Origin of the sequence: Thioalkalivibrio sp. ALE21 (genome assembly GCF_003208255.1) — a bacterium.
GTDB classification, from domain to species: Bacteria; Pseudomonadota; Gammaproteobacteria; order Ectothiorhodospirales; family Ectothiorhodospiraceae; genus Thioalkalivibrio; species Thioalkalivibrio halophilus.
Genome location: NZ_QKMA01000006.1, coordinates 85,460 through 110,562, shown reverse-complemented (window position 1 = coordinate 110,562; position 25,103 = coordinate 85,460). Strand labels below are relative to the sequence as shown.

General features: G+C 69.0%; 21 protein-coding genes. 11 read left to right on the top strand and 10 right to left on the bottom strand.

Features of this window, described 5'->3' with window-relative positions:
- Nucleotides 1-3 precede the first annotated feature (3 nt).
- On the bottom strand, nucleotides 4-798 hold the full coding sequence (locus D893_RS07340) for a transglutaminase family protein (protein ID WP_018947642.1): 795 nt from the start codon (nucleotides 796-798) through the stop codon (nucleotides 4-6).
- A gap of 153 nt (nucleotides 799-951) precedes the next feature.
- On the opposite strand from D893_RS07340, the gene D893_RS07335 reads away from it, so the two are divergent.
- The 6 genes from D893_RS07335 to D893_RS07310 are packed head-to-tail and all read left to right on the top strand — an operon-like array spanning nucleotide 952 to nucleotide 6,745.
- Nucleotides 952-2,049 (top strand): agmatine deiminase family protein, encoded by a 1,098-nt coding sequence (locus tag D893_RS07335; protein WP_110619455.1) that lies wholly within the window; start codon nucleotides 952-954, stop codon nucleotides 2,047-2,049.
- Complete coding sequence (locus tag D893_RS07330) at nucleotides 2,033-3,028, top strand: hypothetical protein (RefSeq protein WP_110619454.1); 996 nt, start codon at nucleotides 2,033-2,035, stop codon at nucleotides 3,026-3,028. The genes D893_RS07335 and D893_RS07330 overlap by 17 nt, the downstream gene beginning before the upstream one ends.
- The gene (locus D893_RS07325; RefSeq protein ID WP_018947645.1) at nucleotides 3,025-4,227 is read left to right on the top strand and encodes a glutathionylspermidine synthase family protein; all 1,203 of its coding nucleotides are present in this window, start codon (nucleotides 3,025-3,027) and stop codon (nucleotides 4,225-4,227) included. The genes D893_RS07330 and D893_RS07325 overlap by 4 nt, the downstream gene beginning before the upstream one ends.
- Nucleotides 4,199-5,191 (top strand): hypothetical protein, encoded by a 993-nt coding sequence (locus D893_RS07320; RefSeq protein WP_038036335.1) that lies wholly within the window; start codon nucleotides 4,199-4,201, stop codon nucleotides 5,189-5,191. The genes D893_RS07325 and D893_RS07320 overlap by 29 nt, the downstream gene beginning before the upstream one ends.
- 4 nt (nucleotides 5,192-5,195) lie before the next feature.
- Nucleotides 5,196-6,161: a deoxyhypusine synthase family protein gene (locus D893_RS07315; protein ID WP_110619453.1), complete on the top strand. Its 966-nt coding sequence runs from the start codon at nucleotides 5,196-5,198 to the stop codon at nucleotides 6,159-6,161.
- A 2-nt stretch (nucleotides 6,162-6,163) separates the two neighbouring features.
- Nucleotides 6,164-6,745 carry a CAP domain-containing protein gene (locus tag D893_RS07310; protein WP_110619452.1) on the top strand — a complete coding sequence of 194 codons (582 nt, stop codon included), beginning with the start codon at nucleotides 6,164-6,166 and terminating at the stop codon, nucleotides 6,743-6,745.
- A 42-nt stretch (nucleotides 6,746-6,787) separates the two neighbouring features.
- Here the strand turns inward: D893_RS07310 and D893_RS07305 are convergent, their stop codons facing one another.
- Entirely contained in the window at nucleotides 6,788-7,903 is a 1,116-nt protein-coding gene (locus D893_RS07305; protein WP_110619451.1) for a GGDEF domain-containing protein, read from the bottom strand.
- A 133-nt stretch (nucleotides 7,904-8,036) separates the two neighbouring features.
- Between D893_RS07305 and D893_RS07300 the strand changes: the two genes are divergently transcribed.
- Together D893_RS07300 and D893_RS07295 are read left to right on the top strand one after the other, a co-directional pair.
- Entirely contained in the window at nucleotides 8,037-9,104 is a 1,068-nt protein-coding gene (locus D893_RS07300; protein WP_077244642.1) for an efflux RND transporter periplasmic adaptor subunit, read from the top strand.
- The gene (locus tag D893_RS07295) at nucleotides 9,101-12,259 is read left to right on the top strand and encodes an efflux RND transporter permease subunit (protein WP_077244631.1); all 3,159 of its coding nucleotides are present in this window, start codon (nucleotides 9,101-9,103) and stop codon (nucleotides 12,257-12,259) included. Before D893_RS07300 ends, D893_RS07295 begins: the two co-directional genes overlap by 4 nt.
- Here the strand turns inward: D893_RS07295 and amrA are convergent.
- Both amrA and amrB read right to left on the bottom strand, forming a co-directional pair.
- Nucleotides 12,208-12,804: an AmmeMemoRadiSam system protein A gene (gene amrA, locus D893_RS07290; protein ID WP_077244632.1), complete on the bottom strand. Its 597-nt coding sequence runs from the start codon at nucleotides 12,802-12,804 to the stop codon at nucleotides 12,208-12,210. The genes D893_RS07295 and amrA overlap by 52 nt on opposite strands.
- Entirely contained in the window at nucleotides 12,801-13,604 is an 804-nt protein-coding gene (gene amrB, locus D893_RS07285; RefSeq protein WP_110619478.1) for an AmmeMemoRadiSam system protein B, read from the bottom strand. Before amrB ends, amrA begins: the two co-directional genes overlap by 4 nt.
- Nucleotides 13,605-13,670: 66 nt before the next feature.
- Between amrB and amrS the strand changes: the two genes are divergently transcribed.
- The gene (gene amrS, locus D893_RS07280; RefSeq protein WP_018947653.1) at nucleotides 13,671-14,783 is read left to right on the top strand and encodes an AmmeMemoRadiSam system radical SAM enzyme; all 1,113 of its coding nucleotides are present in this window, start codon (nucleotides 13,671-13,673) and stop codon (nucleotides 14,781-14,783) included.
- A 42-nt stretch (nucleotides 14,784-14,825) separates the two neighbouring features.
- On the opposite strand, the gene D893_RS07275 is transcribed toward amrS, so the two are convergent.
- The 6 genes from D893_RS07275 to D893_RS07250 all read right to left on the bottom strand — a co-directional run bounded on the left by D893_RS07275 (nucleotide 14,826) and on the right by D893_RS07250 (nucleotide 22,946).
- A complete protein-coding gene (locus D893_RS07275; protein ID WP_110619450.1) occupies nucleotides 14,826-17,255 on the bottom strand; it encodes an EAL domain-containing protein in 2,430 nt (809 codons plus the stop codon).
- A 178-nt stretch (nucleotides 17,256-17,433) separates the two neighbouring features.
- A complete protein-coding gene (gene cynS, locus D893_RS07270) occupies nucleotides 17,434-17,880 on the bottom strand; it encodes a cyanase (RefSeq protein ID WP_018947655.1) in 447 nt (148 codons plus the stop codon).
- A gap of 182 nt (nucleotides 17,881-18,062) precedes the next feature.
- Nucleotides 18,063-19,721, bottom strand: coding sequence for a sigma 54-interacting transcriptional regulator (locus D893_RS07265; RefSeq protein ID WP_110619449.1), 1,659 nt, complete (start codon nucleotides 19,719-19,721; stop codon nucleotides 18,063-18,065).
- A 208-nt stretch (nucleotides 19,722-19,929) separates the two neighbouring features.
- Nucleotides 19,930-20,769: an ABC transporter permease gene (locus D893_RS07260; protein ID WP_110619448.1), complete on the bottom strand. Its 840-nt coding sequence runs from the start codon at nucleotides 20,767-20,769 to the stop codon at nucleotides 19,930-19,932.
- Complete coding sequence (locus tag D893_RS07255) at nucleotides 20,766-22,049, bottom strand: ABC transporter substrate-binding protein (RefSeq protein ID WP_018947658.1); 1,284 nt, start codon at nucleotides 22,047-22,049, stop codon at nucleotides 20,766-20,768. The genes D893_RS07260 and D893_RS07255 overlap by 4 nt, the downstream gene beginning before the upstream one ends.
- Before the next feature lie 36 nt (nucleotides 22,050-22,085).
- Nucleotides 22,086-22,946, bottom strand: a complete 861-nt coding sequence (locus D893_RS07250) for an ABC transporter ATP-binding protein (protein ID WP_018947659.1) — start codon at nucleotides 22,944-22,946, stop codon at nucleotides 22,086-22,088.
- Between the two features lie 452 nt (nucleotides 22,947-23,398).
- Here D893_RS07250 and D893_RS07245 point away from each other — a divergent pair, with 452 nt between their 5' ends.
- Both D893_RS07245 and D893_RS07240 read left to right on the top strand, forming a co-directional pair.
- Nucleotides 23,399-23,947 carry an OsmC family protein gene (locus D893_RS07245; RefSeq protein WP_018947660.1) on the top strand — a complete coding sequence of 183 codons (549 nt, stop codon included), beginning with the start codon at nucleotides 23,399-23,401 and terminating at the stop codon, nucleotides 23,945-23,947.
- 17 nt (nucleotides 23,948-23,964) lie between these two features.
- Nucleotides 23,965-25,101 carry an acyl-CoA dehydrogenase family protein gene (locus D893_RS07240; RefSeq protein WP_110619447.1) on the top strand — a complete coding sequence of 379 codons (1,137 nt, stop codon included), beginning with the start codon at nucleotides 23,965-23,967 and terminating at the stop codon, nucleotides 25,099-25,101.
- The last annotated feature ends 2 nt before the right edge of the window (nucleotides 25,102-25,103 follow it).

Sequence of the window (25,103 nt, the reverse complement as noted above, 5' to 3'; positions counted from 1 at the left end):
GGGTCAACCGGCCGGCGTCAGGGTCTCCACCGAGACCTCCATGCGCGTGGGGATCGCCGGGGGGCCGAACAGATGATAAAGCGGGACATCGGCCGCGTCGCGCCCGTAGGCCAGGCGTACCCGCCTGTTGCCAGGCCGGGCCTGGGTCGGGTCGAAGGTGTGCCAGCGCCCGCCGACCCAGGCCTCGAACCACGCATGCAGGTCCATCGGTTCCAGGTCGTGCACGTACCCTGCGGTGATCCGTGCGGGGATGCTCAGGCTGCGGCAAAGGGCCATGCCCAGATGGGCGAGATCGCGACACACCCCACTGCCGCGCGCCAGGACCTCGCTGGCGGAGATCGGGGTCGGGTCGGTTTCCGTGCGGTATTCGATGTGGCTATGGATCCAGCGCGAGATCGCGGTGACCTGTTCGTGGCCCGGGCGGCAGCCACCCACGATTTCCCAGGCCTTCCGGCCCAGCCGGTCCGCTTCGCAGAAGCGACTGGGCAGGAGGTAGACCAGCACGTCGTCGGGCAGTTGTTCGACCGGGACGAACAGCGCGTCGGTGACGTGAACCGGCTCCGGGCGGATGCGCACATCGGCGCTGACATGGATCGAGAATGGTCCGGCCGGCGCCATCAGCCGCTGGCACAGGTTGCCGTGGCGGTCGGTGTATTCGGCGACGTCGATGTCGGGGGTAACCCGATAGCGATCGGCGGCCACCCATTGATGGGCGTCGCTGCGCGGGCGCAGGAGCAGCAGCATCGGGCTGGCCGCCGTCAGATGCATGTCCAGTTCGCTGGTGACCCTAAGCCACATGTGGTTCCGGCTCCTCGCCCGTAATTGTGACGACTGTTCATCGCAGTGTAACGCGTGCCGGAGTGGTCCGGTGGAGGGCTTCGCAGGGTTGTGGCATTATCCGCGCCCGGAGTGTGACCTTCGGGGTGTCTTCAAGGGGGGAGGGGAGAGGTCATGGGGGCGGTGCCGGCGGCAGCGGATACGGACGATCATGTTGCGGGTGCGGCGAGAACGCATCCGACCGCACCCGTCCGCAGGTTTCCGGCGGAGTGGGAACCGCGAGGCGGCACGCTGCTCGCATGGCCGTCCGCGGAGCAGGCCTGGCGCGGGCAATACGCCGGCGTGCTGGCGGCCTTTCGGGAGCTGGTCGCCGAGTTGCGCGAGGTGGAACCCGTATGCGTGCTGGTATCGCCCGAGGAACGCGAAGATGCGGGTGCGTTGCTGGGGGGCGAGGACGGGATCTCGCTGCGGCTGGAGCCGCTGCCGGTCAACGACATCTGGATGCGCGATGCCGGCCCCCTGTGGGTCCGCGAGGGTTCACGGACGTTGCTGGTCGACGGTGGCTTCAACGGCTGGGGCAACAAGCACCCCTGCGAACTGGATGCGCTGGTCCCGCTCATGCTGGCGCGCCGCTGGGGCCAGCGCCGCGAGCGCCTGCCGCTGACGCTGGAGGGGGGCGCGCTGGAATCCAGCGGGGCCGGGGATCTGCTGACCACCGAATCGGTGCTGGGCGCGCCCGCGCGTGACAATCCCGACATGCCGGAGATGGAACGGGCCCTGCGCACGACCCTGGGCGTGCGGCGGGTGCACTGGCTGCCGCGTGGCCTGAGCGGGGATGATACTGACGGTCATATCGACAACCTGGCCCGTTTCGTGGCCCCGGATCGCATCGTGGCGATGCGTTCGGCAGACGGGGCGCACCCGGACGCGGCGATGCTGGAGGACATGCATCGGCGTCTGAGCGCGCTGGATCTGGTGACCGGCCCGCCCGAGGTCGTGAGTCTGCCGGCCCCCGTGCTGCAGGGTCCCGATGATGAATGGCTGCCGGCGAGTTACGCCAATTTCTACATTGCTCCCGGGCGCGTGATCGTGCCGCAGTTCGGCGTGCCCGAGGATGCGGTCGCGCTGGGGGTGCTGGCCGACTGCCTGCCGGATCACCGGCCGGTGGGGCTGGATGCCCGCGCGCTGGTGCATCTCGGGGGCACCTTCCATTGTATGGCCCAGCCGCTGGGCGTGTTTCCGGATGGGGCGCGAGATGTACACGGATCATAAAGTCTATCTGTTGCAGAAGATGATCGGGCCCCTGATGATCGGGGTGTGGGTCGGCGCCCTGTCCGCGGTCTTCTTTTATGAGGCCGACATCTTCTGGCCGGACACCGGTGTGGTGTTCGGGATGGCGCTGGTCATCTCCTTCTTTGGCCTGCTCTGGAACCGCGCCTCGCGCCTGCACCCGTTGTATCGGCGGGGCAATGCGGCGATCGGCGCGGTGCGTCTGGGGATCATCCTGGGTTTTGCATGGTGCCTGTGGGTGCTTGTGCATCACGCCGACCCGACCATCGAGGGGTTCTGGTTCGTGCTCTACGCCCTGATGGCGTTCGCCGCGATCAAGGTCTTCGGACAGGTGGCCGGGCAGCTGTTCGGCCCGCGCCTGCAGGTGGACGTGTTCGAGCGTGGCAATCTTGCCGCCGGGGTCTTCCTCGGTGCGTTCGTGCTGGCGACCGGGATGATCTTCGGCGGCGCGAGCTGGGGCGATCTGGAGGCCGGCGGGCTGGAGTACGGCTGGGTCTTCGAGGTGCTGCCGGGCTACGAGGATGGCTGGTGGATCACCCCGTGGTTCTTCGGCATGGGCTGGCTGATCCTGGTCTTGACCCTGGGGCTGTGGATCCGACGGGAGAAGACCGACTTCTACCGCCGTGTGGTGCGCGATCGCAACATGGAGGACGCCAAGGCGGCCGCCTATTTCATGATCGCCTGTGCGATCACCCTGACCTACGCGGTACACGGCGACTATCGCGGATTCGCCGATGCCCTGATCGGATTCAGCGTGATCGCCCTGCCGGTGCTGGGCCACGAGGTGATGCGGCCGCCCGCGCCGGCCCATGCCGGCAATCAGGCCGGCGATCAGGCCGGCGACCAAGGCGTGCCGGCGGTCCGCTCGCGCGATCGCGAGGGCGGGGTCTACATCCTGCTGGCGCTGGCCGGAGTCGTGCTGGCACCGCTGGTCTCGACCCTGCTGGGACTGCGCGGGTGAGAACCGAACCCTGGCCGCTGGAGCCGCCGCAGGTGCGCCGCCTGCTGGAACGGCTGTCCCTGCAGCTGGGCAAGTGGGACATGCACCAGGCCGGCGACCCCACGGTGCTGCCGGATTTCCTGGTGCTGGGCGCCGAAGAGCACCGGGCGCTGGTGCGGCGTGCGCAGACCGCCTGGGCGGCACAGTGCGAGATGGAGGAGGCGGTGCGCACTCAGCCGGCCTGTCTTGAGGCGGTGGGGGTGCCGGCCGAACTGCGCGAGGTCGTGGCCACGGCGCCTGCGCCCGGACCGCGGCTGACGCGCTGTGACTTCCACTGGAGCACCGACGAATGCTGGCGGATCAGCGAGTTCAATCAGGACGTGCCCGGCGGGCTGGCCGAGACCGCGGAGCTGGACGCCACCGTCGCCGCGGCGACGGGCGTGCGCGGGATGCAGCCGGCCGGGGACCTGGCCGCGGCGATCACCGCCGCGCTGGCGCCGTGGCCGCGCATCGGTCTGGTCCACGCAACCGCCTGGTCGGTGGATCTGCAGCAGGTCGCCGCGGTGGCGCGATGGCTGGAAGCGGCCGGGCATGCGACGGTCATCGGCTCGCCGGCCAATCTGCAGTGGCGTGATGACCGTCCGCACCTGTTCGATCGGCCGGTGGATGCGCTGTTCCGGCATTACCCCGCGGAATGGATTCCCGGGCTGCCCGACCCGCAGGCGTGGCTGCGGGTTGCGCAGGAGGTGCCCTGCATGAACCCGCTGACCGCCGTGGTGGCGGAGAGCAAGCGCTTTCACGCGGCTCCGGCCGAACATGCGCTGGGCCTGTCCGAGGCCACGCAGGCCACGCTGGCGCGTGACTTCACCCGTTCGTGCTATCCCCGGGCGGAGGGGCGTGACGCGTGGCTGGCCGAGCGCGAGGAATGGGTGCTGAAACGCACCTACGGACGCATGGGCGAGGGCATCCGGATTGGCGCCGCGCTGTCGGCGCAGGCCTGGGACGAGGCCCTGGATACCGCGCTGCAGGACCCGCAGGGCTTCGTCCTGCAGGAATTCTTCGAACCCGCACCGCTGTGGTTTTCCCATGGCATGGGCTACCCGGTGGTGGGGGTCTTTCTCGTCGACGGCGAATTCGCTGGGTATCACACCCGGGTCAGCCGTCATCCCGTGATCCAGCATGATGCGAGCTATGTCCCGACGATGGTTACAACTGCTTGAACGCCTGGGGTCCCCGCTGGGGACCGGCACCGAAGACCCCGATGCCGCACCGCCGGTGGAGGGGCAGACGGTCTCCGAAGACTGGCGTGACTACATGCACCATGAACGGCTGTACCGCCTGTACGGGCCGCATCCGGAGGGGCCGTGGCGGCCGTATCACTGCCCGACGCTGTTCGCCGGGATCGATCGCCTCAAGCTGCAACCACACGAGCAGCAGCTGCACGAGCGGATTGCCGCCGAGCGTCCCCCGGGCACCTGGGACTGGCTGCGTCCGGATACCCTGACGGTGGTGGACCTGCCGGGCGGTCTGAGCGTGCAGATGGCGGCGACGCTTTTTGCCGAAGGGACCTGTCAGCTGATCGCGACCTTCGATCACTGGCCGCGGGCCAACTCCGAGCCCGCGGGCATGATGCGCCGGCTGGACGCGGAACCCACGGTCGCGCCCCCGCACGCGGGGGATCCCCGCATCATGGTCGACTCGCGTGAAGTCGTGAACGCGATGGTGACCATGGCGCCGCGGGTGGCGGCGCGCTGGGCGCGCGGCGTGCCCGCGGACGCGCCGCCGGTGTGGGTCTGCGATGCCCGCCGTCTGACGTCCGCGACGCCGGGCCCCGGCGATTACGACAACCGCTATTTCATCGATGACTCCATCCTCCCCGGGCCGGAGAGCCTGCGCTCCGCCGGTATCGCGCGGGTCGTGCACGTGGCCGCGGACGCCGATGCCACGCCCGAGGACGATCTGGCCAACTGGCTGCACGAGCTCTACACCGCCGGCTTCGACACCGCCCGCATGACCCTGGGCGACCCCGAGACCTGGGTGATCCCGATGCCGATCATCCCGGCGCCGGGCGCGCCCATCGCCGGCCGGGTGAGCAACCGCTCCGATCGCGGGGGGTTCGGTCAGACCATCTCCGAGCGGGGCAGCTCGGGCGGCGTCTACTCGGGCGCCGGGGCCGGGGGCTGAGCGGATGCAGGTCGCAGAGTTCATCGAGCGCCATTACGGGCATTTCAACGCCCGCGAGCTGCGCGCGGCCGCGCGCGCCTGGCGCGACCACGCCGACGCCGGCGGGCGCATGTTCCTGTCGATGTCGGGAGCGATGTCCAGCGCCGGGTTCGGTCGCATCCTCTCGCGCGCCATCCGCGCCGGCCTGATCCACGGGATCGCCTGCACGGGCGCGAATCTCGAGGAGGACGCCTTTCGCCTGATCGGCGCCGACACCTACGAGACCCTGCCGGACTGGCGCACCCTCGGGCCGCAGCGCGAGGCCGAACTGTACGCCCGCGGGGTCAGCCGGGTGACCGACATCGGCATCCCGGAAACGGTGATGCAGACGGTGGAGTCGCTGCTGATCCGGCGCTGGGAGGCGGCGGCGCGATCCGGGCGCCAGGCTTCGCCCGCCGATTACCTGCAGGACGTGCTGCGCGACGCGTGGCTGCGCGAACGCTTCATCGAGCCCGAGGCCAGCTGGCTGCTGGCCGCCGATGAATGCGGCGTCCCGATCTGGACCCCCGGCTGGGAAGACTCCTCCACCGGCAATGCGTTTTCCGCCGCGGTCATGCGCGGTGACGTGGCCCGCCACGACTGCGTGGAGCCGGGTACGGCACAGATGAACCGCCTGGTGCGCTGGTATCTGGAGAACTGCGACCCGGCCCCCGGGATTGGTTATTTCCAGATCGGCGGCGGCATCCCGGGCGACTTCGCGATCTGCGTGGTGCCGCTGATTACCCGCGAACTGGGTCTGGAGGATACCCCGACCTGGGGCTATTTCTGCCAGATCACCGACGCCGAAACCACCTATGGCGGGTATTCCGGCGCGCCCCCGGACGAGAAGATCACCTGGGGCAAGCTGCGCCCCGGGACCCCGCGCTTCGATATCCATTCCGACGCGACCATCGTCGCGCCGCTGATCCTGGCCTACATGCTGGAGGACTGACCTTGCGACGCCTGCCGATCCCGCGCCCGGCCGCATGGCCGAGCCTGTTGCCCGTTGTGCTGCTGCTTCTCGTCAGCGGCTGTGCCACGCCTCCGTCGCCGGGCGAACGTCTGGTGGAGACGGTCAACGAACACCGGGAGGACCGGGGGCTGGAACCGGTGGCCTGGTCGCCCGCGCTGGCCGAGGTCGCGAAGACCCACCTGGAGGACCTGGAGTCCGCGGATGCCGCGGAGGGCGAACAGTGCAACCTGCACAGCTGGTCCGAGGAGGGAGACTGGACCGCGTGCTGCTATCGCCCCGGGGACAAGGCATCCGCGGAGTGCATGCGCCGCAAGCCGCGTGAGATTACCGGCGAGGACTACCCTCATGCCGGTTACGAGATCGCGGCCTGGCGCAGTTCCGGCATGGACCGGGAGGAGGCGCTGCGGATCTGGCGTGACAGCGACGCGCATCACGAGGTGATGGTCAATCGGGGCGTATGGTCCGAGGTCGAATGGGAGGCCATCGGCGCCGCGCTGTCGGAGGAATATGCCCTGGTGTGGTTCGGCGAGGAGCCCGAAGGTGACTCGGGCGGTGCCGAATAGCGAACGGGACGGCGTCCCGCATGCGCCGCTCGCGGGGTGTGTTCAGGTGCCGGGTAGCGGGTCGGGCGGGGGAACGACGCGGTTGCGGCCCGCGGCCTTGCCGGCGTAGAGCTGGCGGTCGGCGCGGGCGAGGAGGGAGTCGCGGTCGTCTTCCGGGGTGAATTCGGCCACGCCCAGGGTGGCGGTGATGCCGAGGCCCGCCACGGGCTCCTCGGCCAGGGCCCGCCGGCAGCGCTCGGCCAGCGCCGTGGCTTCCCGCAGGTCGATGCCGGGGGCGACCACCAGGAGTTCCTCGCCGCCCCAGCGGGCGGTCAGGTCGCTGTCGCGCACGCGTGCCTGCAGCCGGGCGGTGACCTCGCGCAGCACCCGATCGCCATGGGCATGGCCGTGGGTGTCGTTCACGTCCTTGAAATGGTCAAGATCGGCGATGATCACGCTCATTGGCTGCCCGTAGCCGCGCGCATAGGCAATCTCGCGTTCCAGCCCGGCCTCGGCGGCGCGGCGGTTGGCCAGGCCGGTGAGCGGATCGGTGGTCGCCCAGTCGTGCAGGATCTCGGCGCGCAGCAGGGCGCGCTGCAGCTGGTCGCGCATCCCGGCGACCGCGGCCAGCAGGGCCAGCAGCAGCCCGAGGAACACATGTACGCGCACCAGGTACATCAGGGTCTCGGCCGCGGGCGGGGCGGCTGCCATGTATTCCCGCAGGGCCCCGGTGACCGTCAGCAGGATCGAGATCCCGAGGATGACGATCCCGGCGATCATGCCGCGGCGCCGGTCGAGCATCACGAAGGCGCCGGCGACCAGCAGTCCCACGGCCCAGAAATGGCCGCCGACCAGCACCATCAGTTGCTGCTCGATCCCGGCGGCGAAGTGCATGTGCCAGGCCAGCCGCCCGAGGATCAGCGCGGAGGCGACCAGTACCATCAGCCCTTCGAGGTGTTCCAGCGTCAGCCATTGCCGCCACAGCACCACCAGCAGCCCGGCGAGGACAGCCGCGAACGGCGGATAGACCCGGGCCAGGAAGGGATCGTCGGGTCCGCGGAACCACCAGCTGAGCAGGGTGATCGCGATCCCGCCGACAAGTACCAGCGCATATACCAGGCGCTTGCGGGCCCGGAGTTCACGGATTTCGGTGCTGGGTTCGTCCGGTTGTTCGGTCATCAGGGGGCTGTCGCGTGCGGGCGCGGGGCCCGTTTCCGGGGTGCCGGCCGACAGGTGGTCGCCGCCCCGTTTATAGTGATAAGGCATAGTGACATTTTAAACGCGGGCGGGCCATGGCGAGAGGCGACCCATGATGGCGGGATACGGACGGTGGATCGCGGCCGGGAGCATCGTGCTCCTGACGGTGGCCTGGATCGCTTCGGGAGTGCTGACCCGCGAGCCGCCCGCGGAGCCGGAGCCGCGGGCGGCACAGCCGATGGCGGTGGCGGTGGAAAGCCGGGCGGCCGAATCGGTGGAGCGCATCCTGGTCCTGCAAGGACAGGTGGAACCCGACCAGCGGGTTCACGTGCGCGCCGAGACCGAGGGGCAGGTGGCCGAATGGGCGGTGACACGCGGTGCTGACGTGGTGGCGGAGGATCTGCTGGCCCGCCTGCGCATCGACGACCGCGAGGCCCAGCGTCGCCAGGCCATCGCGCGCGAGCGCGGCGCCGAGAGTGATTTCGAGGCGACCCGGCGGCTGCATCAGCAGGGGCATGCCTCGCGCACCGAGCTGGAGGCGCGCGAGGCCGAACTGGAGGCGGCGCGGGCCGCGCGCGAGGCGGTCGAGCTGGATCTGCGCAACACCCGCATCCGCGCGCCGCTGGCGGGCATCGTCCATCAGCGGCTGGCGGAAGTCGGGGACTTTGTCGGCCGCGGCGATCCGGTGGCCGAGATCATCGACAATGACCCGCTGCGGGCGGTGGTGCAGGTGCCGCAGCACCAGATCGGGCGGGTCGAACGCGGGCAGACGGCGCGCATCCGCTTCCTCGACGGGCGCACCGCGGAAGGCGAGGTGCGCTTCGTCGCGCGCGTGGCCGAGCCGGGCTCCCGCACCTTCCGTCTCGAGGTCGAGGTCCCCAATCCCGATGGTGCGCTGCCGTCGGGCCTCAGCGCCGGTGTGGAGATCCCCACCGACATCGTCCGGGCCCATCGCGTGTCGCCGGCGGTCATGTCCCTGGGCGATGACGGCCGCGTCGGGGTGAAGACCGTCGACGACGCCGATCGGGTGGTCTTCCACCCGGTGGAAGTCGTGCGGACTGCGGCCGAGGGCGTGTGGGTGACCGGTCTGCCGGACGAGGTCCGGGTCATCACTGTGGGGCAGGGCTTCGTGACCGAGGGCGAGCGGGTGCGTCCGCAGGCGGCCGGGGAGACCGAGCGGTGAATGCGCTGATCGCCTGGGCGGTGACGCATGCCCGGACGGTCCTGCTGTTCCTGCTGCTGATCCTGGTCACCGGGTCCATGGCCTGGGTGGTGGCGCCGAAGGAGGCCGCTCCCGAGATCGACATCCCGATCTTCTTCGTTTCCGTGCCCTACCCGGGGATCTCGCCGGAGGATGCCGAACGCCTGATGGTGCAGCCGCTGGAGCGGGAGCTGCAGGGGCTTCCGGGGGTGGACGAGATGCAGTCCTGGGCCGGCGAGGGTTTCGCTCTGCTGCGAATCGATTTCGAACCCGGCTGGGACAACCGCCAGGCTCTGTCGGATCTGCGCGAGGAGGTCGATCTGGTTCGTCCGGAGCTGCCGGACGGGGCCGAGGAGCCGTCGGTGTCCGAGGTGGACCTGTCGCTGTTTCCGGTGGTGACGGTGAATCTCTCGGGGCCGCTGGAGGAGCGCACGCTGGTGCGCCTGGCACGCGAGCTGCGCGACCGCGTGGAGGCGCTGCCCGGGGTGCTGGAGGCCGACATCGGCGGCGACCGCGAGGAGCAGATGGAGGTGCTGGTCGATCCGCTGGTGCTGGAGACCTACGAGCTGTCCTTCGGCGATCTGAGTCGCGCGATCGAACGCAATAACCGGCTGGTGGCCGCCGGCGCGGTGGACACCGGGGTGGGACGCATCCCGTTGCGGGTGCCGGGCACCATCGACGACATCGATGACGTGCTGGACACCGCGGTACGGGTGGAGAACGACACCGTGGTGCGCGTGCGCGACGTGGCCGAGGTGCGCCGCAGTTATCGCGATCCGGAGGGCTTTACCCGCATCGACGGGCAGCCGTCGGTGTCGCTGGAGATCCGCAAGCAGACGGACGCCAATATCCTCGAAGTGGTGTCGGCCGCGCGCGCGACCATCGAGGCCTCGCGCGCCGAATGGCCCGACTCGCTGGAAGTGACGTATACCCAGGATCAGGCGAAGGATGTCGCCGATCTGCTGGGTGACCTGGAGAACAACGTGATCACCGCGGTGCTGATCGTGGCCCTGGTGATCCTGGTGATGATGGGCGGGCGCGCCGCGCTGCTGGTGGGGCTGGCGATCCCCGGCGCGTTCCTCGGCGGGATTCTGGCCATTCATCTGCTGGGCTTCACGCTCAACATCGTCGTGCTGTTCGCGCTGATCCTGGTGGTGGGGATGCTGGTGGACGGCGCGGTGGTGGTCGTGGAACTGGCGGACCGCTATATCGCCGAGGGGCGCGGGCGGGTCGAGGCCTTCCGCGCCGCGGCCCAGCGCATGGCCTGGCCGATCACGGCCGCCATCGCGACCACTCTGGCGGTGTTCGCGCCGATGCTGTTCTGGCCGGGGATGGTGGGCGAGTTCATCGTTTATCTGCCGGCGACGGTGATCGTGACCCTGATCGCCTCTCTGGCAATGGCGCTGGTGTTCATCCCGGTGCTGGGTTCGGTGATCGGCCCGTCGCGGCCGATCAACGCGGAACAGACGCGTTTCGTGCGCGCGGCGGAGGAGGGTCGCTTCGCCGAACTGCACGGCATCACCGCCCGCTACATCCGCATCCTGCGGCCGCTGGTGGACCGGCCGGGGCTGACCCTGGGGGCCACGGTCGGGTTGCTGGTCCTCGCGTACGCCGCCTATGCGAGTTTCGGTCGCGGGGTGGAGTTCTTCCCGTCGATCGAGCCGGAGAACGTGCAGGTCCAGGTGCAGGCCCGCGGCGATCTCTCGGTGCGCGAGGCGGACGCGCTGGTGCGCCAGGTGGAGGGCCGCCTGATGGCGTCGCCCGAGGTGAAACACGCCTATGCCCGCACCCTCGGGACCCAGCTCGCGCGCCTGCAGGGCGATTATCCGCAGGACGTGGTCGGGGTCATCCAGCTGGAACTGACCCACTGGCGCACCCGCCCGCCGGCGGAGGCGGTCATCGCCGAATTGCGCGAGCGCACCGCGGATCTGCCCGGACTGCGGCTGCAGTTCCGGGCGCAGGAACACGGCCCGGGCGAGGGCCGGCCGATCCGCATCGTCGCCTCCGGCGAGCAGCCCGGGCGCATCCCGCCGGTGATCCGCGAGATCCGCGCGCAGATGGACGAACTGGGGGGCTTCGAGGACATCGGCGACGACCTGCCGCTGCCCGGGGTGGAGCTGGAGGTGCGCTTCGACCGCGAGCAGGCGGCGCGTTTTGGTGTGGACGTGCCACTGCTGGGCGACGGCGTGCAGCTGCTGACCGACGGCATCCTGCTGGGGAGCTGGCGCCCCGATTTCACCGACGAGGAGGTGGACATCCGCCTGCGGCTGCCGGCCGAGCAGCGCCACCTGCAGCAGCTGGCCAATCTCAACCTGCCGGCGCCGGGCGGGCTGGTGCCGCTGGCGAATTTCGCCGAGCTGGTGCCGGTCCCGGCCACCGGGCTGATCAAGCGCCTCGACGGCCAGCGCGCCTACACCATCGAGGCGGATGCCGCGCCCGGGTACCTGGTGGACGAACGGGTGCGGGCGCTGCAGGCACGGCTGGACACCCTCGAGCTGGATGACGCGGTGGAGATCCGGTTCCGCGGCGAGGCCGAGGAGCAGGAGGAGGCGGCGCGCTTCCTGCTGGGGGCCTTCGCGATGTCGCTGTTCCTGATGCTGGCGATGATGGTCACCCAGTTCAATCGGTTCTCCCAGGCGCTGCTGGTGATGTCCGCCATCGTGTTCTCCACCGCCGGAGTGCTGCTGGCGCTGCTGGCGCGCGGCGAGCCGTTCGGCATCGTGATGAGCGGGATCGGCGTGCTGGCGCTGGCGGGGATCGTGGTCAACAACAACATTGTGCTGATCGACAACTACAACGAGCAGCGCGGGCGCGGCCTGACGGCGCACGAGGCGGCGCTGCGGGCGGCGGCGCAGCGCATGCGGCCGGTACTTTTGACCGCGATCACCACCATCCTTGGCCTGCTGCCGATGGTGCTGGCCTGGACCGTGGATTTCGCCGGCCGGGATTTCTACATCGGCGCCCCGGTGACGGGCTTCTGGATCCAGCTGGCAACGGCGATCGCCGGCGGGCTGCTGTTCGCGACCCCGCTGACCCTGCTGTTCACCCCGGCGATGCTGGTGCTGCTGGATCGCATGCGCGGGCGCTATGAGTCATTGCGCGTATCCATGCGTCCGGGGAACTCCAGCGAGCCGTAGCGCCAGGCCCGCAGGCCCTCGGGCCACGGATGGCGCGGCAGGCCGGCCTTGCGCAGCAGGGCGTCGACGAAGGCCTCCGGATCGGGCAGGGATTCCCAGACCGCCGGGAGGAAGGTGGCGCGCCGCGGCCCCGCCTGCAGGATCAGCCCGTCCTCGCGCGGGCGCAGCCGGTCCAGCAGGGTGTGGCGACTGGTGGCCTCCAGTGGCTCGGACGGCCCCAGCAGGGTCACCGAGTACTCCAGTCCTGCCAGTTCGGGCGCGGTTAGTGGCGGGAAGCGCGGGTCGCGGGTGGCCGCGGCGACCGCGTTGTGCAGCACGTCTTCCGCCAGCGGACGGCGCGCTTCCAGCGAGCCGATGCAGCCACGCAGCTCACCCCCGCACTTGAGGGTCACGAAGCTCGCCCCGGGGGCATTCAGGGGCGCGGGTTCCGCCTCCGCGAGGAGCTCGGGCGCGGGGCCGTCACCGGCGGCGTGGCGGATGGCGTCGCGGGCCAGTCCGGTCAGCCGTTCACGCGCCGGAGTATCGGGTTCGAACGGGACCGTCATTGCAGGGCCCAGGCGCCGTAACCCACCACCTGGTCGCGCGGTCCGGCGGTATCCGCCGAGGTGCGCCGGTCCAGGGTGGTGATGCCCAGTCCGCGGCGTCGCGCGGCCCGCAGCAGCCCGGCCAGCGGGCGGCAGCCGCAGGCGTCTTCCGGCCCCAGCGCGGTGTCATCCATGCGCTCGATGACCTGCTGGGTGGCCGCGTCCAGGCGCTGCGCGGTCGCCTCGTCGTGGAAATGCGACAGGTCCGAACTCACCACCACCAGCGTGCCGGGGTCGTCCCACAGCCGGTCGAGCACCGCCTCGACCTGGTCCGGGGACGCATCGCCGACGACCAGCGGGATCAGGCGGAAGTCCTCGAGGGCCACCTGCAGGAACGGCAGCTGCGCCTCCAGGCTGTGTTCCGGGCCGTGGGCGGCGTCCAGGGACTGCACGCCGGGCAGCCCGGCGAGGGCATTCACGGCCTCGCGGTCCACGGGGATGTCGCCCAGCGGGCTGCGGTAGTACGCGCTGTCGGTGGTGGCGATCCCGCGAAACGGCACGCGGTGCGAGGGCCCGAGCAGGACCACGCGCCGGATGCGGCCGGCCAGCGGACGCACTCGGGCGTAGGCTGCCGCCGCGACCGGCCCGGAGAACGGGAAACCGGCATGCGGGGCGACGATCGCCCGGGGCGCCGGGGCATCCGCCTCCGGCGGCGACACCTCGGCGAGAAAGCGCTCCACCATCTGCCGCAGCGCGGCGGCCTCGGCGGGGTAGAAGCGCCCGGCGACGGCGGGTTCGCGGATGGCGGTGGTGGCGGACATTTCGGGCTCCACAAAATCGGGACTCATGCCTTGAATTGTGGGACCTCGGGGACCACATTCAAGGGTATGAGCCGTACCACCGATACCCCGCAGCATGACGCCTTCACGGTGTCCACCCGCTATTGGCACGCCCTTGACGACGGCCGTGTGCAGTGCGACCTGTGCCCGCGTTTCTGCAAGCTGAAGGAGGGGCAGCGCGGCGCCTGTTTCGTGCGCGCCCGGCTGGACGACGAGGTCGTGCTGACCAGCTACGGCCGCTCTTCCGGTTATTGCGTGGATCCGATCGAGAAGAAGCCGCTGAACCATTTCCTGCCCGGGACGCCGGTGCTGTCGTTCGGTACCGCCGGCTGCAACCTGGCCTGCAAGTTCTGCCAGAACTGGGACATCAGCAAGTCGCGCGAGGTCGATACCCTGGCCGACCGGGCGGATCCGGAGACCATCGCGCGGGCGGCCGAGGAGCTGGAATGCCGCTCGGTGGCGTTCACCTACAACGATCCGGTGATCTTCCACGAATACGCGATCGACGTGGCGGCGGCCTGTCGTGCGCGCGGGATCCGCACGGTGGCGGTCACCGCGGGCTACATCACCGAGGCCGCGCGCGGCGAGTTCTTCTCCGCGATGGATGCGGCCAACGTGGATCTCAAGGCATTTACCGAGCGCTTCTACCACCGCCTGACCGGCGCGCATCTGCAGCCGGTGCTGGATACCCTGGAATGGCTGGTACACGAGACCGACGTGTGGACCGAGATCACCACCCTGCTGATCCCCGGAGAGAACGACAGCGATCCCGAGATCGTGGCGATGGCCGACTGGGTGTACCGGCATCTGGGTCCGGAAGTGCCCATGCACTTCACCGCCTTCCACCCCGATTTCCGCATGACCGACCATCCGCGCACGCCGCCGGAGACCCTGCAACGGGCGCGCAACATCGCCCGCGAGCGGGGGCTGCATCACGTGTATACGGGGAACGTGCACGACCGCGACGGGCAGAGCACCTGGTGTCCTTCCTGCGGGCAACGGCTGATCGGGCGCGACTGGTACCGGCTGTCGGACTGGAACCTCACCGCCGATGGCTGCTGCAATGCCTGCGGGGCGGCCGTCGCCGGGGTGTTCGAGGCGCGGCCGGGGGACTGGGGGCCGCGTCGCCAGCCGGTGCATCTGGCGGATTTTGCCCGCTGACCGGCGCCGACCCGGGTTTCGGCGAGTCCCTCGGCGTTTTCCTCAGCGCGGGACGCCGGCGGCGGCCACCCCGCCCTCGCAGTCTTCCAGCAGCTGCGGCAGCTCGTTCGCCGGGACCGGCGGGCTGCACAGAAAGCCCTGCCAGGCATCGCAGTAGCGGGTCTGGAGGAAGCTGTGCTGGTCTTCGGTCTCGACCCCTTCCGCCAGCACTTCCAGCCCCAGGTTGTGGGCCATGTTGATGATGGTTACGGTCAGTTCGGCATCGTTGGGGTCGTGCGGCAGATCCTGGACGAAGGCCCGGTCGATCTTGAGCCAGTCGATGTTGAAGCGCTTGAGGTAGGCCAGCGAGGAGTACCCGGTGCCGAAGTCGTCGATGGCCAGCGCCACGCCCAGGCCCTTCAGCTGCAGCAGGACCTCGCGCGAGCCCTCGGCCTGGATCAGGGTGGTTTCGGTCATCTCCAGCACCAGACGCCCGGGGTCCATCCCGGTGGAATCCAGCACCTCGCGCACGCGCGCGACCAGTGCGGGGTCGTTCATCTGGTGGGCCGAGAGGTTCACCGCCAGTGACAGCTCCGGCAGGCCCTGCCGGTCCCATTCCACCACCTGGCGGCAGGCCTCGCGCAGGACGAACTCGCCCAGCGGGCTGATCAGGCCGGTTTCCTCGGCCACCGGGATGAAGCGTCCGGGCGAGATCAGCCCCTTGTCCGGGTCGCGCCAGCGTACCAGCGCCTCGACCCCGGACACGCGGCGTTCGCGCAGGTCGATCTGCGGCTGGTAGAACACCTCGAGATGGCCGTTCTTCAGGGCCTCGCGCAGATGATTTTCGGTCTCCAGGCGCTCGCTGGCGGCGGCGGTGAGGTCCTCGCTGTAGAAGCTGTAGGTGTTGCGGCCCTGGGCCTTGGCGCGGTACATGGCCGCGTCCGCCTGGGTGATCAGGGCCTCGGGCGACCCGCCGTTATCGGGGAACAGAGTGATCCCCAGCGAGCCTCCGACCTGCAGCGAGCGCCACCCGCCCACCGCGAAGGGCTCGGCGATCACCGCCAGGATCTCCCGGGCCCGCTCCTCGAGGGCCTCCAGCGATTCGACATCGTCCAGCAGGACGATGAACTCGTCGCCGCCCAGGCGGGCGATGGTGTTGGCCCGTACCCGGTCCTTGAGCCGGTCGGCGAGGATCTTCAGGAGTTCGTCGCCGACCTGGTGGCCGAGGCTGTCGTTGATGGTCTTGAAACGGTCGAGGTCCAGGAACAGGATCGCGACCCGCCCGCCATCTTCGGCACTGGTGTTGATCGCCGAACGCATGCGCTGGGTCAGCAGCACCCGGTTGGGCAGGTCGGTCAGCGGGTCGTGGCTGGCGCGATGCGCCAGCTCGGCCTCGTGCCGGCGCAGGCGGGTCTCGGCCTCGCGGCGCTGCTGCACCTCGCGCCCGAGGTCGCGGTTGATCCGGTGGTAGCGCATGGTGGCCGCGGCCATCAGCGCCAGCAGCCCCAGCAGCAAGGCGATGGTGACCGCCGGGTTCTCGCGCCAGTAGAGCAGCGGGTCCAGGGCCGGGTTGCGTTCGTAGGGCGGGGCGCCCAGGCGTTCCAGCAGGTCATGTATCGGGGCGTAGGACAGCGGCGCGGCCCAGCCGAAATATTCGCCGGCCCCACTTGCCGGGTGACCCTCCGGCATCTCCAGCAGGGCCACGGTCACCGCGTTGGCCAGGGCTTCGTCGGCATGTTCCATGCGCGAGAACGGCCATTCCGGGAACAGGCGGGTGGTGTGCTCGAACGGAAAGCCGGGGGTGTCGCGCGGTTCCAGCACCCGCAGTTCGCCGGGTTCGAACGCCCCGGCCCCGGCCATGCGGTCGAGCACGCCGGTGCGGACCGTGCCGGCGTCCGCGCGGCCGTCGAGCACGGCCTCGACCACGCGGTCATGCGGCATGTCGGTGAAAGTCAGCTCGGCGAGTTCCTCGCGCGGATCCACGCCGGCATCCAGCAGGGCCTCGTGCCCGGCATGCCACCCACCCAGCGAACCTTCCTGCACCGCAAACAGGTGCTGGCCGGCGATGTGTTCCAGCGCAGTGATGTCGTCGCGGTCGGCGCGCGTGAATATGACACCGCCGAACAGCCGGACCGGTTCGCCTTCGTGTGACGCGATCAGTGTGGTCAGGCGGCTGATGCCGTGGGCGTATTCCAGCTGGACGTAGTGTCCGGTATTGGTGAGAACGAAATCGATCTCTTCCCCCGCCACCGCGTCTTCCAGTTCGGGGTAGTTCATCGCCCGCATGCGGAAGCGGACGCCGAAATCTTCACCCACGGCCTCGGTCAGGTAGTCCGCTGTCGGTTGCCAGCGGGCCTCGGCTGCGCTTGCCTCGCGCACCGCGAGAACACCGATGTCCACCGTCGTGGCCCCATCCGGAGCGCCGGCGACCGCGCCCGGGAGGGACGGGAGCAGCATCACGGCCAGGACGAGGGTGCGGGGCAGCCATTTCATGCCGGTCAGCCTACTACGAACCGGGCAGTGGATGCTCGTACGTGCAGACAACGGTTTGATTCGGGAACCTTTCGTGCCCGCGAGGGGCAGGGAAATGCAGGGAGGGCAGGGAGGAAAGGCTGGCAGAGCCCCGCCCGGGCCACGGCCACGGGCGGGCAAGGGGGCGAGTGGCCGGTGTTCACCAGCTCTTGTAGGGCAGGAACTTGCCGTTCCAGGTGATCTTCACCCGATCCCCCTTCGGGTCCTCGACCTTGTCGATGTCCATGGTGAAGTCGATGGCGCTCATGATGCCGTCGCCGAACTTTTCGTGGATCAGCGCCTTCATGGTGTCACCGTACACGTTGATTGCCTCGTAGAAGCGGTAGATCACCGGGTCGGTCGGGATGGTCTTGTCCCAGTGCTTGTGCGGGAACGCCTGCAGGGCCTTCGACACGTCGGGGCCCAGGTCGAGAAACGCGGTGAGCCGGTCGGCCGCCTCGGCGTCGAGGTGATTCATGCCGTAGCAGGCCGAGGTCACGTAGACCTCGTGCAGGCCGGTGGCCTCGGCGATGCCGGCCCAGGTCGCGGACCGGCTCTCCTTGGCTTCGAGGATGGTGGCGGTCATTTCGGTCTTGCTGAGGGTCATGGTGGCCTCCCGGTTGGTGTCGGATCAGTGTTGCCACCCAATGCTCTGCAGATCCCGTGCCAGCTGGACGCCGTTCACCGGATCCGCTCCGGGACGGCCGTACGGGAGCACGGGTCGGGTGAGGCGGACACTTTGTCCGCTCCCGGTGCGGACAAAGTGTCGACAATGTCCGCACCGGGGTCTCAGGCCAGTCCCAGTTTCTTCAGGCGGTAGCGCAGCTGGCGCGGGGTGAGGCCCAGGTCCATGGCGGCACGGGTCTTGTTGCCGCCGCTGCGTTCGATGGCGTCCCGCAGCTGGTCGGCCTCGGAGGCGTGCACGCGGCGGTAGGGGCGGACGATGCCGGGGCCGGCCGCCCCGTCGGAGTGCGCCTCGTTGCCGTGCGTGCCGGGAAAGGCCGGGGTGTCCGGTGATGGTGCGGTGTCGGGTTGCGGGGAACCGGCAGGGCCGGTGGCGTGCAGTCCGGGGCTGATGCGCGATTCCTCGTGCAGGATCTCGTCGATCAGGCCGGTGCCGATGCGGCCCTCGCTGGAGAGCAGCACCGCGCGTTCCAGCACGTTCTCCAGCTGGCGGATGTTGCCCGGCCAGTCGAAGGTCTCCAGACGCTCCATAACCCCGTCGTCCAGGACCACGTTCCAGCCATGGACGTGGGTGTAACGGTCGAGAAAGTGCCGTGAGAGCAGGCGAATGTCGCTGGCGCGATCGCGCAGCGCGGGCATGTGCAGCGGGATCACGTTGAGGCGGTAGAACAGATCGAGCCGGAATTCCCCGGCATTGACCGCTTTCTGCAGGTCCTTGTGGGTGGCGGCGACCACGCGCACGTCCACCGGGATGTCGCGCGATCCCCCGATGGGCTGCACGACCCGTTCCTGCAGCACGCGCAGGATCTTGGACTGAAGCGCCTCCGGCATGTCGCCGATCTCGTCGAGGAACAGGGTGCCGCCGTCGGCCAGGGCGATCTTGCCGGTCTTGGCGCTGGAGGCCCCCGTGAAGGCGCCTTTCTCGTGGCCGAACAGTTCCGATTCCAGCAGGTCGGCGGGGATCGCGGCACAGTTCAGGGAGATGAACGGTCGCGTGTTGCGCTGGCTGATCCGGTGGATCATGCGCGCGATCTTTTCCTTGCCGGTCCCGGAGTCGCCGGTGATCAGCACCGTGGCCTGGGTGTCGGCGATGCGGTGGACCTGCTTGAGGACGCTGCGCAGGGCGGGGCTCTCGCCGAGGATTCCGTATTTCGCCCCCTGGGTGTCGAGGGCGCTCTTGAGGTAGCGGTTTTCCGAGACCAGTTCGGCCGTGCGTTCGGCGATCAGCTGGTTGATGCGCAGGACCTGGCCGATCATGGAGGCGACAACGCGCAGCACGTTGAGATCGTCCTGGAACTGGCGCGAGCGGCGGCGCAGCCGGTGGACCCCGAGTACGCCGATCGGCTGTTCGTCCTGCACGATGGGGACCCCGATATATGCCACGGTCTCCTGCGGCAGGGTCGAGCGGTCGACCGCCCGGGCGAGATATTCCGGCTCGTTGTCGATGTCCTGGATCAGCGCGATCTGTCCGGTCTTCATCACCCGGCCGGTCACGCCCTCGCCCAGCGAGTAGCTGCCGCGCTCGCGTTCGGCGTCGGTCAGGCCGTAGGCATGCCGGATCTTCAGCTGTCCGCTGTCCGGGTCGGGCAGCAGGACCCGGCCGCGGTTGAGGCCCAGCAGCTGGGACATCATGCCGAGGATGCGGTAGATGGCGGCGTCGGGGTCGCGCGAGCGGCCCATCAGCCGGGCGACCTCCAGCAGCAGGGTGATCTCCTGCTCGCGGGTCGCCTGGTCGGTGCGGTCTTCGGTGGCGGTGTCGTTCATGCCCGGTGGACATGCAGAAACCCTGCCAGTGTCAGGGAGCCGGGCACGGCGCCATGCAGCGCCCGGTTGGTCCGGCGGTGGGGCCCCGTAATGCACGCGAATGGTGCAATCCTGCGATATCCGTGCTTCGGCGGTGCAGGTGGAAAGGGAAAAAGGCCCGGCCGCGAACGGCCGGGCAGATGGAGGGAGCAGGGAGGAAGGGGGTGGTTCAGCTTTCGGCGTGGTAGCTGCTGCGCCGGATCAGCCGCACGCAGATGGCGTCCAGCATATAGCCGATCAGGCCGATCACCAGTACGAAGGCCGCCAGCTTGTCGTACTCGAGCGTGTCGCGGGCATCGTTGATGGCGTAGCCGAGTCCCGAGGTCACGCCCAGGTATTCCGCCGGCACCAGTACGATCCAGGCCACGCCGACGGCCAGGCGGATGCCGGCGAACACGTCCTGGGCGATCGCGGGCATCACGATGTAGCGCAGCGTGTGGTAGGGGTTGGCGCCCAGGTTGGAGCCGACCTTCAGCCACATCGGATCGATGCGCTGCACCCCGTGTGCGGTGGCGTAGGTGATCGGCCAGACCGCGGCGATGGCGATCAGGAAGATGATCGCCGCATCCCAGGTGGCGAAGGCCAGCACCGCGATCGGCATCCACGCCAGGGGCGAGATCATGCGCAGGAACTGGAACGGCACGTGGGTGGTTTCGCGCAGCACGTTGAAATAGCCGATCATCACCCCCAGCGGGACCCCGATCAGGATCGCGTAGAGCAGGCCGAAGCCGACCCGGTGCAGGCTGGATTCGATCGGCGACCACACCTGCCCGGAACTCACGATGTCCCAGAAGGCGGTCAGCGTGGGCCCGGGGGCGAAGCTGGCGAAGGCCATGGTGTCGGGGTTGTTGGCGATCAGCCAGCCACCCCACCACCACAGGGCCAGCAGCCCGGCGATGCCGAGCAGCGGGTACTGCAGCCGCCGGCGCAGGTGGTTCGCGGTGCGCAGCGAGGCCCACCCCCACTCCCCGGGGGTGGCCGGCAGGTCGAATGTCGCGTCACGGTTCATAGCTGTACGATCTCCTCGCGGGCAAACGGCGAATCCATGTCCACGCCGGGTGCGTTGTGCCAGGCGGTGTATTTCTCCATGGCCTTCTCGACGAACTCGTAGTTGACCAGGTCATCGGCCACTTCCTGCGGGTCCAGGCCCTGCAGGAAGGTGGTGTCGCCGCCGACCAGGGTCTCGTTCATCGCCCCGACCAGCATCTTCGTCGCCGACGGGTAGGGCCACGGGGAGAAGTCGATGCGGCCGTTGCCCCAGTCGGCGTGGCGGATCGCGCCGGAGTCGATGTAGGTGCTGTCGTCGGCGTAGTTGGTCATCGCGCGTTCCACCACCCCGGACGGCATCGGCAGATAGCCCTTGCCGTCACGCGACAGCAGGTGGGCGACCTCCTTCTTGTTGTCCTGAATATGCCCCTGGGCGCGGACCACGGCGTTCATGGTCTTCTGCGTCCATTCCGGCTGGCGGTCGGTGAGCGTCTCGTTCATGCACACCACGCAGCAGGGGTGGTTCTTCCAGATGTCGCCGGTGAAGCGCAGCAGATTGCCGTGGGCCAGCATCTCGCCGGCGGCGTTGAAGGGCTCGGCGACGATGAAGGCGTCGATCGAGCGCGCGGCCAGGGCCGGCGGCATGTCCGGCGGCGGCATCAGCATCAGGTTGACCTCGTCCGGGGCCAGATCGTCGCCCTGATCCTTGATCACCGGCTTCAGGCCGGCGTCGCGCAGGGCCATCTGCATGACGACGTTGTGCATGGAGTACCAGTAGGGCACGGCCACGCTCATGCCACCCATGTCGGAGAAGTCGTTGACCTCCACGTGGCGGCCGGTGACCACCGCCGAACCGTTGGTGTGGGCCCAGGACATGATCTTGGCCGGGAAGTCGTTCTGGTAACGCATCCACAGCGGGATCGGCTTGAGCAGGTGGACCAGGTTGAAGCGGTTCGCCGCGAAGGATTCGATCAGCGGCGACCAGCCGCGGATCAGCTGCGGTTCGGCCACCTCCAGGCCCTCGTCCTCGAAATAGCCCTCGGAATGCGCGACCAGCAGGGCCGCGGCGTCGGTGATGGGGATGTAGCCGATGCGGACGACGCCGTCGAAGTCGTCCACTTCGGGGTCGACGCCACCCAGGTCGGGTTGCTGGGCGAGCAGCGAGCCCGGGGCGGTCAGGCCGGCGCCGGCGACCAGCGAGCCGGCCGCCGCCGAGCGCAGGAAGGTACGGCGGGACAGGCTGCCGCCAAGGATGCGGTCGAGTTCCGCGTCGATGTGGTGGTGGTTGTCACAGTTGCACATGGTGATGTTCCTCTCGGGTGACGGGCTAGGGACGGTTCAGGCCGCGCGAATCGCGCGACGGGCGGGGGCGGATCCGGATGCGGCGGGATCGTCGGCTTCGGGGGCTTCGGCGGATGACGACGTGTCATCGGTCGGGTCGGGGCGCGAGGCCGGATGACGCGTCGCGCCAAAGAACTCCATCAGCTCGGCCTTCAGTTCGGTGAATCCGGGGCTGGTGCGGTCGCGCGGATGCGGCAGGTCCACCTTGAGCTGGTGTTGCAGCGTGCCCGGGTTGGAACCCATCACGACCACGCGATCGGCCATGGCGACGGCCTCTTCGATGTCATGGGTGACGAACACCACGGTGATGCCGCGATCCCGCGAGAGCCGCACGACCTCGTCCTGCAGTTCGGTCTTGGTGAACGCATCCAGGGCGGAAAACGGCTCGTCCAGCAGCAGGAGTTCCGGGTCGGTGGCCAGGCTGCGCGCCAGGGCCACGCGCTGCTGCTGGCCACCGGACAGCGACTGCACGTTGACCTCGGCCTTTTCGGCCAGGCCCACCGTCTCCAGCAGGGCGTCGACGCGCTTGTTCATGCCTTCCTGACGGCCCTGGAAGATCAGGCCGAGGGAGGCGTTGCGGCGCACGGTCATCCACGGGTAGAGCGAGGGCTTCTGGAACATCATGTTCCAGCGCGGGCTGGGCTTGATGACCTGGTGGCCGTTGATGCGTACCGCGCCCTCGCTGGGGATCAGCAGGCCCGCGAGCATGTGCAGCAGGGTGGATTTCCCGCAGCCGCTCTGCCCGATCAGGGCGATGGTCTCGCCGGGGCTGACGGTCAGCTCGATGTCCTGGAGCGTCGGGTCCGTCTGTTTCGGATAGTGATGCGTGATGTAGTCGATGGAGATGGCTGCGCCCATGGCGATGCTCCTCTTCCGGGAACGTTGATGGGCCGTGGTTCTCACGGCGCGCTCACAGGAACCCTTACAAGAGGCGTGCCAGATGCAGAACGGCGGCGGACCGGGCGCGAAACGGGGTGGCTCCGGAGGGGGTGAAACGGCTGCAGGACGCGGATCAGCGGGGACCAGGCGGGGGTCACGGGCCGGCGCTGGCGGTGACGCCGGGTGGCGGTGGCCGACGTTTCGTCGTGGTGCAACGGGGCATTGTGTCGACAATGTTGGTGCAAGGGGCGGACAAAGTGTCCGCTTTGTCCGACTGCGGGTCAGGTTAATCTCCCCGGATGGACTGCCGATCGGCCGAAAACCGCGGCATGGCGCCATCGGGGCCAACATGGCACGGCTTCTGCAACGGGACTGGCGACCCGGCCAAAAAGGTTCGGGCAGTGACCAAACAATCGTCAGGAGACCTGATCATGTCGACCGCAGAAGCCACCACCACGATTTCCATGAATGCCCTGGATCCCATCGACCAGGACGGGCTGAACAAGCTCGCCGACAAGGGCAAGTCCAACCCCGACAGTGTCGTGACCCTCAAGGCGCGCACCGTGTGCGAGGGCAAGTTCCGCAACCTTACCTACGTGCGTGACCTCGATGCCCACGTGATCGACGAGCCCCCGCATCTGCTGGGCGACGACACTGCGCCCAACCCCTCGGAGGCCGCGCTGGCCAGCCTGGGGGCCTGCCTGTCGGTGGGGATGCATGCCAACGCCATCGATCGCGGCATCACCCTCACCAAGCTGGAGCTCTCGCTGGAGGGTGACATCAACGTGACCGCGGTCTGGGGCGTGGGCGACACCGACAAGTCCAAGCGCCTGGGCTTCACCGACATCCGCGTGAAGGTCGACCTCGAGGGCGACGCCAGCGAGGAAGAGCTGCAGGAACTGGTGGCGCACGCCGACTTCTGGTCGCCGGTCGCCAACACCATGCGCAACCCGGTCAACGTGGCCGTGGAAAAGGCCTGAGGCCGAGGAGACCCGTAATGCTCGAGACCCGTACACAGCAAGCGGGGGAGGCGCCGGTCTCCGGACCGGCGCCGGCCGAGGACGGGCTGCGGGAACTGGTGGCGGGGCAGCTTGCCCCGCTCACCGGCCGCATCGACCGTGAAGGCCTCTACCCCGAAGAATTCCTGCGCGAGGCTGGCCAGCTGGGAGCGTTTCGTTCGCATCTGGCGAGCCAGAACCCGGCGGGCAAGGCCGATCTGGTGTCCGCGATCCGCGCCGAGGAGGTGATCTCCGCCGAATGCATGACCACCGGGTTTGTCGCCTGGTGCCAGAACGCCTGCTCCTGGTACGTGGAGAACAGCGATTCCTCCACGCTCAAGCGCGAGGTACTGCCGAAGCTGGCCGGCGGCGAGGCGTTCGGCGCCACCGCGCTGTCCAATCCGATGAAATGGTTCGCCAGCATCGAGGAGCTCAAGCTCTCGGCCGAACGTGTGGAGGGCGGCTACGTGGTGTCCGGGGCGCTGCCGTGGGTGTCCAACCTGGGCGAGGACCACTACTTCGGTGCGATCTTCCGTACCACGGATGACAACCCGCGTCCGCTGATGGCGGTCATCAACTGCGCCGACCCCGGCTTCAGCCTGACCCCGTGCCCCGAGTTCATCGCCCTGGAGGGTTCGCGCACCTTCGGCTGCCATTTCGACCGGGTGTTCGTGCCCGACGAGCACGTGCTGGCGGATCCGCTGCCGGAGTACATCCAGCGCATCCGTCCCGGTTTCGTGCTGCTGCAGATGGGCATGGGCCTGGGCCTGATCGAGGGCTGCATCAACACCATGCACGAGGCCAACGAGACCCTGTCGCACGTGAACGGTTACCTCGACGACCAGGCGGGCGAGCTGGAGGAGGTCCTGGAAGACGCACGCCAGGCGACCTATGCCCTGGCCCGCGATCCCTTCGACACCAGCGACGCCTTCTTTGCCGACGTGCTGCAGATGCGTCTGACCGGTTCGGAGCTGGCGCTGCGGGCTTCGCAATCGGCCCTGCTGCATACCGGGGCCCGGGGCTATCTCGCCAGTGCCGCCGCCCAGCGCAAGCTGCGCGAATCCTATTTCGTGGCCATCGTTACGCCCGCCATCAAGCACCTGCGCAAGGAGCTGGCGCGTATCCACGCCCACTGACC

Coding starts and splice junctions, on each gene's coding strand:
- D893_RS07275 (WP_110619450.1), bottom strand. CDS start 17,255: ATGAAATGGCTGCCCCGCACCCTCGTCCTGGCCGTGATGCTGCTCCCG.
- D893_RS07255 (WP_018947658.1), bottom strand. CDS start 22,049: ATGTGCAACTGTGACAACCACCACCACATCGACGCGGAACTCGACCGC.
- D893_RS07260 (WP_110619448.1), bottom strand. CDS start 20,769: ATGAACCGTGACGCGACATTCGACCTGCCGGCCACCCCCGGGGAGTGG.
- D893_RS07330 (WP_110619454.1), top strand. CDS start 2,033: ATGTACACGGATCATAAAGTCTATCTGTTGCAGAAGATGATCGGGCCC.
- D893_RS07335 (WP_110619455.1), top strand. CDS start 952: ATGGGGGCGGTGCCGGCGGCAGCGGATACGGACGATCATGTTGCGGGT.
- amrA (WP_077244632.1), bottom strand. CDS start 12,804: ATGACGGTCCCGTTCGAACCCGATACTCCGGCGCGTGAACGGCTGACC.
- D893_RS07240 (WP_110619447.1), top strand. CDS start 23,965: ATGCTCGAGACCCGTACACAGCAAGCGGGGGAGGCGCCGGTCTCCGGA.
- amrS (WP_018947653.1), top strand. CDS start 13,671: ATGAGCCGTACCACCGATACCCCGCAGCATGACGCCTTCACGGTGTCC.
- amrB (WP_110619478.1), bottom strand. CDS start 13,604: ATGTCCGCCACCACCGCCATCCGCGAACCCGCCGTCGCCGGGCGCTTC.
- D893_RS07265 (WP_110619449.1), bottom strand. CDS start 19,721: ATGAACGACACCGCCACCGAAGACCGCACCGACCAGGCGACCCGCGAG.
- D893_RS07340 (WP_018947642.1), bottom strand. CDS start 798: ATGTGGCTTAGGGTCACCAGCGAACTGGACATGCATCTGACGGCGGCC.
- D893_RS07250 (WP_018947659.1), bottom strand. CDS start 22,946: ATGGGCGCAGCCATCTCCATCGACTACATCACGCATCACTATCCGAAA.
- D893_RS07300 (WP_077244642.1), top strand. CDS start 8,037: ATGGCGGGATACGGACGGTGGATCGCGGCCGGGAGCATCGTGCTCCTG.
- D893_RS07245 (WP_018947660.1), top strand. CDS start 23,399: ATGTCGACCGCAGAAGCCACCACCACGATTTCCATGAATGCCCTGGAT.
- D893_RS07305 (WP_110619451.1), bottom strand. CDS start 7,903: ATGACCGAACAACCGGACGAACCCAGCACCGAAATCCGTGAACTCCGG.
- D893_RS07315 (WP_110619453.1), top strand. CDS start 5,196: ATGCAGGTCGCAGAGTTCATCGAGCGCCATTACGGGCATTTCAACGCC.
- cynS (WP_018947655.1), bottom strand. CDS start 17,880: ATGACCCTCAGCAAGACCGAAATGACCGCCACCATCCTCGAAGCCAAG.
- D893_RS07320 (WP_038036335.1), top strand. CDS start 4,199: ATGTCCCGACGATGGTTACAACTGCTTGAACGCCTGGGGTCCCCGCTG.